This window comes from Roseovarius sp. W115 (assembly GCF_032842945.2).
Classification (GTDB): domain Bacteria; phylum Pseudomonadota; class Alphaproteobacteria; order Rhodobacterales; family Rhodobacteraceae; genus Roseovarius; species Roseovarius rhodophyticola.
In genome coordinates, this window is record NZ_CP146606.1 from 1,166,945 (window position 1) to 1,180,000 (window position 13,056).

General features: G+C 53.1%; 9 protein-coding genes, 2 tRNA genes, 2 rRNA genes and 1 other annotated feature (1 of these 14 running past the window's edge). Of the genes, 7 read left to right on the plus strand and 6 right to left on the minus strand.

The annotated features are described in order from the left end of the window. The first annotated feature begins 104 nt into the window (after window positions 1-104). From RZS32_RS05990 to RZS32_RS06010, 5 genes are all read left to right on the plus strand, one after another. Complete coding sequence (locus RZS32_RS05990) at window positions 105-530, plus strand: tellurite resistance TerB family protein (protein ID WP_317056115.1); 426 nt, start codon at window positions 105-107, stop codon at window positions 528-530. Window positions 531-623: 93 nt separating this feature from the next. Next, window positions 624-860, plus strand: a complete 237-nt coding sequence (locus tag RZS32_RS05995) for an Lrp/AsnC ligand binding domain-containing protein (RefSeq protein WP_317056116.1) — start codon at window positions 624-626, stop codon at window positions 858-860. A gap of 21 nt (window positions 861-881) precedes the next feature. Then, window positions 882-2,033, plus strand: a complete 1,152-nt coding sequence (locus RZS32_RS06000; RefSeq protein WP_317056117.1) for an ABC transporter substrate-binding protein — start codon at window positions 882-884, stop codon at window positions 2,031-2,033. A gap of 1,151 nt (window positions 2,034-3,184) precedes the next feature. After that, a complete protein-coding gene (locus RZS32_RS06005; RefSeq protein ID WP_317056118.1) occupies window positions 3,185-3,490 on the plus strand; it encodes a hypothetical protein in 306 nt (101 codons plus the stop codon). Further along, window positions 3,490-3,777, plus strand: a complete 288-nt coding sequence (locus RZS32_RS06010; RefSeq protein WP_339106840.1) for a hypothetical protein — start codon at window positions 3,490-3,492, stop codon at window positions 3,775-3,777. The genes RZS32_RS06005 and RZS32_RS06010 overlap by 1 nt, the downstream gene beginning before the upstream one ends. Before the next feature lie 124 nt (window positions 3,778-3,901). Here the strand turns inward: RZS32_RS06010 and RZS32_RS06015 are convergent, their stop codons facing one another. Then, window positions 3,902-4,960: a CHC2 zinc finger domain-containing protein gene (locus RZS32_RS06015; RefSeq protein WP_317056120.1), complete on the minus strand. Its 1,059-nt coding sequence runs from the start codon at window positions 4,958-4,960 to the stop codon at window positions 3,902-3,904. A gap of 206 nt (window positions 4,961-5,166) precedes the next feature. On the opposite strand from RZS32_RS06015, the gene RZS32_RS06020 reads away from it, so the two are divergent. Together RZS32_RS06020 and RZS32_RS06025 are read left to right on the plus strand one after the other, a co-directional pair. Continuing rightward, entirely contained in the window at window positions 5,167-6,303 is a 1,137-nt protein-coding gene (locus tag RZS32_RS06020) for a YaaC family protein (RefSeq protein WP_317056121.1), read from the plus strand. A 214-nt stretch (window positions 6,304-6,517) separates the two neighbouring features. Beyond that, a protein-coding gene (locus tag RZS32_RS06025; protein ID WP_422395913.1) for an IS3 family transposase occupies window positions 6,518-7,746 on the plus strand; the annotation gives its coding sequence in 2 pieces (ribosomal slippage) (window positions 6,518-6,812 and window positions 6,812-7,746; 1,230 coding nt in all). Continuing rightward, window positions 6,805-6,921 (plus strand) — a sequence feature (AL1L pseudoknot). It overlaps the preceding gene by 117 nt. Here the strand turns inward: RZS32_RS06025 and RZS32_RS06030 are convergent. The 5 genes from RZS32_RS06030 to RZS32_RS06050 form a co-directional block, all read right to left on the minus strand. Continuing rightward, a complete protein-coding gene (locus RZS32_RS06030) occupies window positions 7,682-8,605 on the minus strand; it encodes a hypothetical protein (RefSeq protein WP_317056122.1) in 924 nt (307 codons plus the stop codon). The two genes, RZS32_RS06025 and RZS32_RS06030, sit on opposite strands and share 65 nt — an antisense overlap. 113 nt (window positions 8,606-8,718) lie before the next feature. Beyond that, a tRNA-Met gene (locus tag RZS32_RS06035) sits at window positions 8,719-8,795 on the minus strand. A 188-nt stretch (window positions 8,796-8,983) separates the two neighbouring features. Further along, a 5S ribosomal RNA gene (rrf, locus tag RZS32_RS06040) occupies window positions 8,984-9,098 on the minus strand. 84 nt (window positions 9,099-9,182) lie between these two features. Beyond that, window positions 9,183-12,636, minus strand: a 23S ribosomal RNA gene (locus RZS32_RS06045). 394 nt (window positions 12,637-13,030) lie between these two features. Then, window positions 13,031-13,056 (minus strand) — tRNA-Ala (locus RZS32_RS06050) (it continues 50 nt past the right edge of the window).

Here is a 13,056-nt window from a genome sequence, read left to right on the forward strand (position 1 = left end):
GATTGATGTGCCTTATCAATAAGACAAGACCGTCCGCTTCCTATTGCCGAGGGGCCAGACAGTCAATATTCTGCACTGCGACAAGATAAATCAAAGGACGTCAAATGAGCGAGCAGATACCACACCCGTTGAGCCCCCAGGATTGCCTGGTGATGGTTATGATCGCCGTTTCGGCCTCGGACGAAGATATCCGGACGTCTGAGTTGGTGAAAATTGAGTCTGCGGTGAACAACCTTCCGGTTTTTGCTGATTACGACGCAGACCGGATCAAGATCGTCGCGCAAATTGTGTTTGACCTTTTCAGTGTTGAGGAAGGTTTAGACGCGCTTTTTGGGTTGGTACGAGACAATCTCGAAGAGCGGCTTTACGAGACCGCTTATGCGTTAGCCTGTGACGTGGCTGCGGCCGATGGGACGCTGGATGAGACCGAACTGCGTATTCTCGAAGAGATACGCTATGAGCTCAATATCGACCGGCTGCATGCCGCTGCAATTGAAAGAGGCTCTCGCGCACGTCACCTTAAGGGCTAAATCTTCTCAATTTTGGTCCGCTTGGGTGATTTTCTGCTTTTGATTCAAGGGCGCTTTGAGGTTTACTGAACGTCACTGGAAGAGAGGTTCACCATGCGCCCAGTCTTCATCAACATCCGCTGCAAGCCCGGCACGTCCTACAAAGTCGCCGAAGAGATTGCTTTGCGCGAAATTCATTCTGAACTTTATTCGACCTCGGGTCCGTTTGATCTTTTGCTCAAGCTCTACGTGCCTGAGGACGAAGATATCGGGAAATTCATCAACGACCAACTGCTCGACATTTCTGGGATCGAGCGCACGGAAACGACGCTGACATTCAAGGCGTTTTGAAAATTACTTGGGAGGACAACCATGAAACTAAAAACATTGGCGGCGGCCGCCGCCGCGCTGACCGCGATGGGATCGCTTGCTTTGGCAGACGGGCATCAGTCCAACGTCAAGGTGGGCATGATCACCACGCTCTCTGGCGGTGGTGCTGGGCTGGGAATCGACGTGCGCGATGGCTTTCTTTTGGCGGTGAAAATGTCGGGGAGCGACCATATCGAAGTGGTGGTCGAGGACGACCAACGCAAGCCTGATATCGCGGTGCAACTTGCCGACAAGATGATTCAGTCTGAGAAAGTTGACGTGCTAACCGGGATTATCTGGTCGAACCTGGCCATGGCCGTAGTGCCTGCGGCAACGGGGCAAGGCAAGTTTTACCTGTCACCCAACGCCGGGCCTTCTGCGCTGGCCGGCGCGGGCTGTCACCCGAATTACTTCAACGTGGCCTGGCAGAACGACAACCTGCACGAGGCGGCGGGCGGGTATGCCAATGCGGCGGGGTTCGAAAACTCGTTCATCCTGGCTCCCAACTATCCAGCGGGGGCGGATGCGCTGACGGGATACAAGCGCATCTATGAAGGCGAGCTGGCCGGTGAAATCTTCACAGAACTGGGGCAGAAGGATTACGCGGCTGAACTGGCGCAAATCAGAGCCTCTGGTGCGGATAGTGTCTTCTTCTTCCTGCCCGGTGGCATGGGGATTTCCTTCCTCAAGCAATATGCCGACAGCGGAATTGACCTTCCGGTGGTCGGCCCCGCCTTCAGCTTTGACCAGGGCATTTTGCAAGCCGTGGGAGATGCAGCGATGGGCGTGAAAAATACCAGCCAGTGGAACAAAGACATCGATAATGAGGCCAACAAAGCCTTTGTTGAAGCGTTCCAGACTGAATATGGTCGCCTGCCATCGCTTTATGCGTCGCAAGGTTATGATACCGCAAACCTGCTTCTGTCAGCCATGGGTTCTGCGGACATCAACGATCCGGACGCATTCCGCGCGGCCCTGAAAGCGGCGGATTTCGCCTCTGTTCGCGGCGATTTTGCATTTGCCGACAATCATCATCCCATCCAGGACATCTATGTTCGCGAAGTCATCAAGGAAGGTGATGTCTTTACCAACAAGATCCTCAACGTGGCGCTGGAAGATCACTCCAACGCCTATGTTGGCGATTGCAAGATGTAAGACGCTATGCTTGACAGATCAGAGAAGCCGCTCTTTGGGGCGGCTTTTCTTTTGTCTGGTCAGGTTGTCGCAAAAAAACCGCCCTGAGGGCGGTTTTGTTTTGGTTGCGGGGGTAGGATTTGAACCTACGACCTTCAGGTTATGAGACGGATGCTCTAGCATTTAAGTGACTGTTATAACTATATATAAATTGACTAATTTGCAAAATGTGTAGCAATATGTGTAACTCATGAGCTCGAATCTGAGCGGTTTTGGCACGAATTTTGACCGCAGAGCCGCCCAAGCCAGTTAACAGGCTATATCGGGCATTGTAGCCCGTCTCACAGCCTCCTAGCACGAGTTCTTCCTTAGTTGATTGGCAGTTTTTTGGTTGCGCACGACGAGATTTGTACACAGTTGCTTCGCAAAATGACCGCCTGAGCAAGCTTAATGGTCGGATGCACCCAAGCTGTTGATTTCGTTAAATTAACGATCAAATTACCCATCCAATGACCCATCCAATACTACTATTGGATGGGTGAGATTCCGTGAAATTTCGCGGTTACCGTTGATAAACAACGGTAAATTGTTCCCCCGTGTTGCCGGGCTACGCCCGACCCCGAACGCTCGCCCTTGACCTACTTTAAACAAGATAGGTACCTGCGGGCTTCACTTCGCGTCTCTCACCCTGCCTAACGGCGGACGGGCGAGCGTCGCTTCGTTCGGTTTGTCTGGCCGTCTCACGACACGCTAACGCTGGCCAGTCTGCACCGACCGTTCGGGGTCGGGCCTATCCTCAGTCTCATTCCGTCTTTTCTTTCGTCGTGACCTCCTCGGAAAAAACGCAATTCACCTGGGAGGCCGACAACACGGGGGGAACGTTTTGTGATCAAAGATCACGCCGCCCAAGCCTGGGCGAAGGGGGCGTTGCCCCTACGTGTTCTGCACGGCTGCTGCGCCAGCCGCAGAACGCGAGTTGGTGCGCCTTAGGCGCATTCTGGAAACGGATTAGAGCAGAGGCCAGTCACTGCCATTCAGTGTACCGACCACCCTCAAACGTCAAGTTCGCTCGACCGCTGCCACTTGACCCGTGAGCCTCTCTGCCGGTGCCCTGCCTGTCAGGTGACCGGCCTCTCGCTGGTTGCCTTTACAAACCTAATTGCAATTAGCTTATGAATAGCAACGACATCCGATTATTCGACACGAACAATGCCATCGAGCAAGTGCTCGATGACGCTGGTCGCTACTGGCGACCAGAGTTCTACCAAATGAACGTGGCCCAGGTCGCCGCCGAACGGCGCGACCGAGCAATCAGCGCGGTATCTGAGGCGATAGCTTGGTACGCGGAAAAACCGCTCAACAAGCGGGAAGTCGCGACCCTAATCGTCGACAACTCCGACTTCGCCCTGATGGGCTTTGACGCGCTCAACACGACGCCGCGAACGGCAGTCGGTCGGTGGCTTGCCCGCTGGTGGTAATGCCAGAATTACAAATTCATGCTAACATTACTTCGCATATGACAACGACCACCCTCGACATCTTCGACTTACTGGTAGACGCCGGTATCGATGCAAAGAAAGCCAAGCCATTGGCTAAAGAGATTCTTTCGCGGGCAGAAGCCGTCGAGACTTTGGCAACAAAGTCCGACATCCTGGCGCTTCGCTCAGATTTCAGCGACTTTAAGGCGGATATGTACCGCGCGCTGTTGGTGCAGACAGGTGCGATCGTGGCAATCCTGGCCGCCTTGCATGCAATGTTCGGCTAGTAGTCAACGGATCAAAGAAAGCCCGCCATTGGCGGGCTTTTTTCGTGCTCCGTGCCGAGTTGATTTTTCAAAGTAAAAGGGCAGGCCGTTGGCCTGCCCAAACTTTGTTGGCAGCTTCGCTGCCTTACCAGTTCTGCCGCAATCGCTCTGACAGATCATCCCACTCGAAGTGATGCGGTTTCTCGCCTTCGGCGAGATCAAGGACCTTTGTCCAAAGCAGGGGAGCAAGCTCACCCGCGATGGTGCGAGCACCATCCCAACCGGGCTGATCGCCGTCACTGACGACGATCGCTCGTTTGATCTGGCCGTTGGCCGCAGCGTCTCGCAGAAGTTCGAGTTGCTGCGGTGAGACGCTGCGGCCCATGAACGAGATGCAGGCGGCGTGCAGGTGGTGCCGCATGACCGAAAAGTAGCTTTCGAACACCAGGACGGTGCGAAACATGTCGAGTTTCGCCACCGCCCGGTGGAGGTTGAAAATCTCCAGGTCTTTGCGAAAGCCTGGTGGCTGTTTGTACTTCGGTTCGTCGTCCGGCGCGTCGTCACCGACGTATCGGCCGCAGTACGCCACCAGTTTGCCGTCCGCGTTGTGAATCGGGATGGCCAAACGACCAGCGATCGTTTTGCTCCGCTTGCTGGCTCGGCCAAGGGCAAACTCCGACCGCAGGTCGTCGATGATGCCTCGGCTGTCGAGCCAAGTCACCAGTTCGTCATCAAGTGTGGTTTGCAGGGTAAACGTCAGCTCGCGGTTTTGGGGCACGCCGTCCATGTCTTCATTCGGCGGTGTTTCCGCCAAAGGCGGCGGCGATGAAGACACGACTGGCTTGGCATTCGCGACTGATCTACCTGCAGCCCTAAGAGCGGGAGTTACACCATTGGCTGTTGGGGCAATACCTGACAGCTCCGCTACTTTTAGGGCGGCCGGGCGGATGGAGTCTTCGGCCAGGCCGTCCATATCCCGAACAAGCTCGAGGATATTGCCGCCTGCGTCGCAGGCGAAGCAGTTGTAGATGTTGCGCTCGATGTTGACCTTGAGCGACGGTTTGTTGTCGTCGTGAAAAGGGCAGAGGCACTTGAACTGACCGGGTTTCGATCCGTCTTTCCTCAGTTCGATGTTGTATGCAGCAAGCACGGCCTCAAATGAGCCATGCTCGCGCACGTGCTTAAAGTCCACGCGTGGAGCCATGTCGTTCACCATATGGGTTAGATAACAGAAAAGAACGGCGAAGACCGTTCTGTCTTAATCCTACCTGAGAATGGTCAACCGTAAACTTGACGAAGTTGGAAACGCGACTGCCAAACTACCAGCAAATGCGTTAGTTTGCAGGTGGAACTCGATTCCTGTCGACGCCTTAGTTCAAACAGTTGCCTGAATAGTGATGGGATTCATACATGAAATGGGTAGACGCAAGATCAGGTGAAGTTGTTCAGATTAGAAAAAGACCAGCGACGTTTTCGTTCTTTCCAACGTTTCAAGGAGTAAAGCGAGAAGGTGTCCATTCGACTCTGTTTGCAACTGAACCTTGGAATATCATACAGCACAATCTGGAGAAGCTGTCCGATGATAGCGCACGTCGTCAGGCAATCGCTTTTCTCACACAAAGCCGTGACTTTTTTACTGCGGCACAGAATTCGGATGTAAGTGCCGCAAAACCGCTGTTGCTCTACTACTCATTTCTGAATCTCGCAAAGTGCTTAACAGTGAAACGGAGAGGCACGGCTTTGGGAATAGCCCACCATGGGCTTTCGGAAAAACTTCCGACTACGTCGGGTGCAATCCATGGAAGCGTGTCGATTGACGTCACAAGAAACCCTGGTGCAAGCGCATTCTTCATGTTCGCGGATGCAATAGGAGTAGTGTTGCCGCAACCGATTGCGCCGAAAACCAGTATCCAGGTTCGCTCACAAGATTTCCTAGCACAGGTTTTGATTGGCCACCGCGTCTACTGCCAAGCAGAAGGTCTTAAGGAACGTTTTATCAGTCTTGATAAAATCGAATACATGCAGGACACGGCAGTTCAAGAAGCATGGCTCCGAGTGCGAGCATTTGCCGATGATTTCACCCGCCTGGGATATGGCTTAAACGACCTTTCGAAGAACCTTGGCACTCCTGGGTCTTGGCGTAACGTTAATTGCTCGAATGCGATTGACGATCGGCGCATCATTGAAGCCGAGACAACTTCCACAACACACTATGGTCACCGGCCCTCTCAAGTGCTTTCTAGTATTAGCAATAGTGCGAGGCCGCGCCTTTGGCGAGCCGTGACGTCCTACCCGCCATACCGGAAGTATTATGTTTATCGGCCCAGCTCTGCTCAGACACTACTTAACCAACTCCTGACCATTTACTTGGCAACCTATTACTTAGGCTCTATCACGCGTTATAAACCGGAGAAATTTGACCAGATTTTGCGAAGTCCAATTGGCCCATTTGTTTTCGAGTTTTTTTCAAACCAGCCGAGTCAATTTCTCTATCTGATGGCTTCGGAATTCATGGAACAAGAAGTCGCTAAAGCGGCAATTGCCTGACTGTTCACGCTCAACCTGCGGACATGTTGCGCAGTTTCCGGAATGGGTTCAGGTAGAAAGTTCGATCAAAGTGAATAACTCCGTACAGGATTTTCATTCCGAGTTAGACTGAGGTCAGCGCGGCTCTACGGCACCCCTCATTCAGACATCAAAGTCAGCCCCGCTTTGAACCGCCCCTTGTTTGCCGGAGACCCAGAAGTAAGGATACTGGGTTATGGGAAAGACGAAGAACGGAACACGTTATCCAGAGGAACTGCGCGCCCGAGCGGTGCGGATGGTTTTGGATCACGAGGCAGAATATGCGAGCAGATCGGCAGCAATCTTGTCGATTTCTCAGAAGGTTGGATGCAGCAGGGACAGCCTGCGCATCTGGGTCAAACAACATGAGACAGACACGGGTAAGCGTGATGGTCTGACGACGGTTGAGAGGGAACGCATCAAGGAACTTGAACGCGAGAACCGGCAACTGCGTCAGGCCAATGAGATCCTCAAAAAGGCATCTGCTTATTTTGCACAGGCGGAGCTCGACCGCCCATTCCGCAAATGATTGCCTTCATCAAGGAGCACCGAAGCGTGCATGGGGTCGAGCCGATGTGCCGTGTTCTGCAGATTGCCCCGTCGACTTTCTACGAGCATCTGGCCGTTGAACGCGAACCTGACCGTGCATCGGATCGCGCCAAGCGGGATGCGTATCTGCGCAAAGAGATGAAAGACGTTTGGGAGAAGAACAGATCAGTCTACGGCGCACGTAAACTGTGGCATGCAATGAAGCGCGAGAGGATCGATATCGCCCGCTGCACGGTTGAACGCTTGATGCGCCAGCTTGGTATTCAAGGCGTTCGGCGGGGCAAGAAGGTCAAAACCACCTATGGTCAGCCTGCCGATCAATGCCCACTGGACAAGGTTAATCGCCAGTTCCGGGCTGCGATGCCAAACGAGCTTTGGGTGTCCGACTTCACGTTTGTGTCCACCTGGCGGGGCTTCGTCTACGTGGGCTTTGTCATTGATACCTTCGCCAACCGGATCGTCGGCTGGAAAGCATCGACAACACAGGACACGCAGTTTGTCTTGGATGCGCTCGAACAGGCGATCCATGCGCGCAGACCTGCTGAGAAACTGATCCATCATTCAGATCGCGGATCGCAATATGTATCGATCAAGTACACAGAGCGTTTGGTCGATGCAGGATTGGAACCATCCGTCGGCAGCGTCGGCGACAGCTATGACAATGCACTGGCTGAGACAATCATCGGCCTGTTCAAAACGGAAGTCATCAACAGGCTGGGGCCATGGAAGTCCAAAGATCAGGTCGAATGGGAAACCCTGCAATGGGTCGATTGGTTCAATAGGGAACGCTTGCTCGAACCTCTCGGCTACATCACACCAATCGAAGCGGAGGAGAAATACGAACAAGCCTTGAAATCAAACAAAATCGCAGCTTGAAATACGAACTCAACAGTCTCCGGCAAAACCGGGGCGGTTCAGTGGTGCTTTTGCAGTAGCCCACACCGCGCTTACCGCGCACTTCAATTTCGAGGATCGTCTCGCCGGTGGCGTCATCTTCGACGATCTCGACATCCCGGTATTCAAGCCAGTTGGCTTCGTCGGGCCGAATACCGGTGTTTGCCATGAACAGCACTTTGTCGTGGAGCTGCTCGGCAAGGTGCCGGTGTCTCTTGTTTTTGGCGTTCTTCGCATTTGCTCGGGTCGCCTCATAAAGCGTTCTGTACTCTTCGGGCGAGAACCACGCCCGATGCACGACCTTTCCAGATGCTCGATAGGGAGCAGAAAGATCAGGCAGATGATCTAGCCAGCCTTTGCGGATGGCCGTCTTGAGCACCAACCGTAATGTGACGATTTCGTCGTGAAGCGTCGAATAGGCCGGTGGCCGACCGTTCGACGGGTTCTGTATGCGCGCTACCCGGTAGTCCTGAACGGCACCAGCCGTGATCGTTGAAAGCCCCATGGAGCCGAAGTGGGGAAGCAGGTGAAGTCTGATCCGGGCTTTGTGGCCCTCTACCCACTTAGGGCTTCGCTCACCTTCAGTGATGACTTCGTACTCGGCTTGGAACGCGTCCGCCGCGTGTTTGAATGTCTTCTCGGTGATCAGTTCACCGCTGCGTTGCTTGCCGCGCAGAGTGAGGTACCAGTCCTCGGCGAACTCCTTCGCGCTCGCCAAACTCTCCTCTTTGGTCGATGTCCGGTGGTTCTTGCCCTGCATGAAGGTCGAGCATTGCCAGAACCGGCTGTTCTCGCGCCGGTAAACGTGGACTTTTCCGCCTAGAATCGTGTGTTTCGCCATGGAATCCAGCCCCCGGCTTCACATGTGTGAAAATGTGTAAGCTATGTGTAAGGCTATTTTGAACAAAACAGGCGGTCAAGCTTTCGCCTAACCGCCTGGTTTCATTTGGATTTTGGTTGCGGGGGTAGGATTTGAACCTACGACCTTCAGGTTATGAGCCTGACGAGCTACCGGGCTGCTCCACCCCGCGACACTTATGGTGGTCTACCGCCCGGAGGGCTACTTGAGACCGATATGGTGGCCTAGCGCCGAGAGGGCTACTTGAGACCAGTTTGTGACCAAAGCGCAATGCTTTCTATGGCCACGAATGTGCCCCAGAAGTCTTGTGGATCATACTGAGGCGTCATCGAAAGAGAGATACATCAAGGGTTTTACTAGGTTTGGCGGTGACCTACTCTCCCACGTCTTAAGACGCAGTACCATCGGCGCTAAGGCACTTAACGGCCGGGTTCGGGATGGGACCGGGTGTTTTGCTCTTGCTATGACCACCAAACCAAGAAAAACCCTTGAATTCCAAGTCTGTACAGTAAGTGTGTACGGCTTTTGTATCCGTGTAGAAATCTTGCTTCTACTGGATCAAATCAAGCCTATCGGACAATTAGTACCGGTCAACTGAACGCATTACTGCGCTTACATCTCCGGCCTATCGACGTGGTGGTCTACCACGGTCCTCAGGGATACCTTGTTTTGAGGGGGCTTCCCGCTTAGATGCCTTCAGCGGTTATCCTGTCCGATCATAGCTACCCTGCACTGCCGTTGGCACGACAACAGGTCCACCAGTGGATCGTTCACCCCGGTCCTCTCGTACTAGGGGCAACTCCTCTCAAGTATCCTACACCCACGGCAGATAGGGACCGAACTGTCTCACGACGTTCTAAACCCAGCTCACGTACCTCTTTAAACGGCGAACAGCCGTACCCTTGGGACCTGCTCCAGCCCCAGGATGAGATGAGCCGACATCGAGGTGCCAAACACTGCCGTCGATATGGACTCTTGGGCAGTATCAGCCTGTTATCCCCGGCGTACCTTTTATCCGTTGAGCGATGGCCCTCCCACTTGGGACCACCGGATCACTATGGCCGTCTTTCGACTCTGCTCGACTTGTCAGTCTCGCAGTCAGGCTGGCTTCTGCCATTGCACTCAACGAGCGATTTCCGACCGCTCTGAGCCAACCTTCGCGCGCCTCCGTTACGCTTTAGGAGGCGACCGCCCCAGTCAAACTACCCACCACGCAGGGTCCCGGACCCGGATAACGGGCCGCGGTTAGACATCAAGCAGAATAAGGGTGGTATCTCAAGGGTGGCTCCACAGAAACTAGCGTTCCTGCTTCAAAGCCCACCACCTATCCTGCACATATTGTGCCTGATGCCAGTGCGAAGCTGTAGTAAAGGTGCACGGGGTCTTTCCGTCTAACCGCGGGAAGCCTGCATCTTGACAGGCAATTCAATTTCGCTGAGTCGATGTTGGAGACAGCGGGGAAGTCGTTACGCCATTCGTGCAGGTCGGAACTTACCCGACAAGGAATTTCGCTACCTTAGGACCGTTATAGTTACGGCCGCCGTTTACCTGGGCTTCAATTCAGAGCTCTCACCCCTCCTTTTAACCTTCAGGCACCGGGCAGGCGTCAGACCCTATACGTCGTCTTGCGACTTCGCAGAGCCCTGTGTTTTTAGTAAACAGTCGCCACCCCCTGGTTTGTGCCCCCAGCCCCTAGTTGCCTAGGAACTGGGCCTCCTTCTCGCGAACTTACGGAGGTATTTTGCCGAGTTCCTTCAACATCGTTCTCTCAAGCGCCTTGGTATGCTCTACCAGTCCACCTGTGTTGGTTTAGGGTACGATCTGATGATGGAGCTATTTCCAGGAACCAATTAGCGGCCCACCCAATCCGATAAGGGTGAACAACCTTCATGATCCGTCACTTCCATCTGGCTCAGGAATATTAACCTGATTCCCATCGACTACGCCTTTCGGCCTCGCCTTAGGGGTCGGCTTACCCTGCTCAGATTAACTTTAAGCAGGAACCCTTGGACTTTCGGCGAGAGTGTCTCTCACACTCTTTGTCGCTACTCATGTCATCATTCTCACTAGTGATCTCTCCACGGGATCGCTCACGCGCCCGCTTCATCGAAAGCTCCGTTCCTCCAAAACACCTCGAAAGGTGCTAAAGAGGAGTGGAACTATGTCACACTACGCTCTGCTACCAGTGCATACGCACTCCTCGGCTTCGGCTCGTGGCTTGAGCCCCGTTACATCTTCGCCGCAAGACATCTTATTTAGACCAGTGAGCTGTTACGCTATCTTTAAAGGATGGCTGCTTCTAAGCCAACCTCCTGGTTGTTTTGGACGTCTCACCTGCTTTCCCACTTAGCCACGAATTGGGGGCCTTAGCCGGAGGTCAGGGTTGTTTCCCTCTCCACTACGGACGTTAGCATCCGCAGTGTGTCTGCCATCTAGTACTCCTCGGTATTCGGAGTTTGGTTAGGATCAGTAAGCCTGTGGGGCCCCATTACCCATCCAGTGCTCTACCCCCGAGGGTATTCGGATGACGCTCTACCTAAATAGATTTCGCAGAGAACCAGCTATCTCCGAGTTTGATTGGCCTTTCACCCCTAGGCACAGCTCATCCCGATCTTTTTCAACAGATGTGGGTTCGGTCCTCCAGTAAGTGTTACCTTACCTTCAACCTGGCCATGCCTAGATCACTCGGTTTCGGGTCTGATCCATCTAACTCATTCGCCCTATTAAGACTCGCTTTCGCTGCGCCTACACCTAACGGCTTAAGCTTGCTAGATAGACCAAGTCGATGACCCATTATACAAAAGGTACGCCGTCACAAGACTGGACACTAATGACAACCATTAGATGGTTAGTTGGTTGGAATTGAGACCCTGAATTGAACCGTCTCAAGCCCAGGATTTTCGCTGTAAATCCCGAGATTTGATCTGTGATCAATACTCAGGCTCATGCGAACCCCTGTGTTGTTGACGTATCCAACGGAAAACCCCGATCTAAATTCGATCGGACCTCCGAGATCCACCCCGCTCCCTTCTGCATAGAGACCGGTCATTGCATTCATTTGAAAGTGAAAGTTTTTCCAAGGAAGAGGAACAGTATAAGCATGGCCTATGCCCGCCCACAGCTCTCCATCCGTGGAAGCCGAGACGCCCCACACCCGCTGAAACGGACCATCTGCGCGGCCTGTTTCACGGCGGAAGTAGAATTCCTCGCCAACTTCGCTTTCTTGAAAATGCGTCGTGCCGACCGAGAAGCTGTTATATGCTTGCACATCGTTTTTGGCAAAACAGCCCTGATTAGGGCAATGATTCACACCAGCGTCGATCAATCCTGCAATGAGGAAAACCACCGCCGCCGTTCCATCTGTAATAAAAGCCAGGTCTGACACGTTATTTGCTCCCTCGTGTGTGCTTTGCGCACATTGATGAAGCAGATTGTCATTAGAGTCCAGTCAAGCTCCGACTGATTGTAGGCGTTCGGTTTCAGGTACTGTTTCACTCCCCTCGTCGGGGTGCTTTTCACCTTTCCCTCACGGTACTGGTTCGCTATCGGTCAGTAAGGAGTACTTAGCCTTCGAAGGTGGTCCTCCGATCTTCAGACAGGATTTCACGTGTCCCGCCCTACTTAATACATTCTATCGAGCTTCCTATACGGGGCTGTCACCCGCTATGGCCATGCTTCCCAACATGTTCTAGCCACTCTCAAGACTTGGCTGGTCCCCGTTCGCTCGCCGCTACTAGGGGAGTATCAATTGATGTCCTTTCCTCCGGGTACTTAGATGTTTCAGTTCTCCGGGTTTGCTTTTATAACCCTATGTATTCAGGTTATAAACACCTGTTTCAGACCATTATAAACTGCCGAAGCAAATTATAATGAACTGTCAGGTGGGTTGCCCCATTCGGAAATTCATGGATCAAAGCCTATTCTCAGCTAACCATGACTTATCGCAGAGTATCACGTCCTTCATCGCCTCTTACTGCCAAGGCATCCACCAAACGCCCTTCTCGCGCTTGATTTGATCCAGAAAAAGCAAGACTTGCGCCCTGCGCGACCCCGTAGCTGGCAAGCACCGGCGTCTTTATTCTGAACCAAAAGTCGTACATTTCCCGCCCCGGGAAACCCGGGACTTTGCAATTCTTGCGAATTGCGATTGGTTATATTGTACTTGACTTGGACAACTCTGTTCGTTTCAGCGCAGGATACATGAAGGCGGGCGTGGAAGCACCCATCAACATGCCTTCCACCGAAGTGGAACCGCACTGAGGTTCTTGCTTACTTACAAGACCCAAACAGTGTTGATTGTCACTTTGAGATTGCTCTCAAAGTAACTTGTATCTCTCTAAACGATGTCAAAATCATCCAATTGGATGATCAAACAGTCGATTGACTGCTTGATGATCGAATTGGAAATGGTGGAGCCTAGCGGGATCGAACCG

Coding starts and splice junctions, on each gene's coding strand:
- RZS32_RS06015 (WP_317056120.1), bottom strand. CDS start 4,960: ATGGCTCCACGCGTGGACTTTAAGCACGTGCGCGAGCATGGCTCATTT.
- RZS32_RS05995 (WP_317056116.1), top strand. CDS start 624: ATGCGCCCAGTCTTCATCAACATCCGCTGCAAGCCCGGCACGTCCTAC.
- RZS32_RS06000 (WP_317056117.1), top strand. CDS start 882: ATGAAACTAAAAACATTGGCGGCGGCCGCCGCCGCGCTGACCGCGATG.
- RZS32_RS06010 (WP_339106840.1), top strand. CDS start 3,490: ATGCCAGAATTACAAATTCATGCTAACATTACTTCGCATATGACAACG.
- RZS32_RS06030 (WP_317056122.1), bottom strand. CDS start 8,605: ATGGCGAAACACACGATTCTAGGCGGAAAAGTCCACGTTTACCGGCGC.
- RZS32_RS06005 (WP_317056118.1), top strand. CDS start 3,185: ATGAATAGCAACGACATCCGATTATTCGACACGAACAATGCCATCGAG.
- RZS32_RS06020 (WP_317056121.1), top strand. CDS start 5,167: ATGAAATGGGTAGACGCAAGATCAGGTGAAGTTGTTCAGATTAGAAAA.
- RZS32_RS05990 (WP_317056115.1), top strand. CDS start 105: ATGAGCGAGCAGATACCACACCCGTTGAGCCCCCAGGATTGCCTGGTG.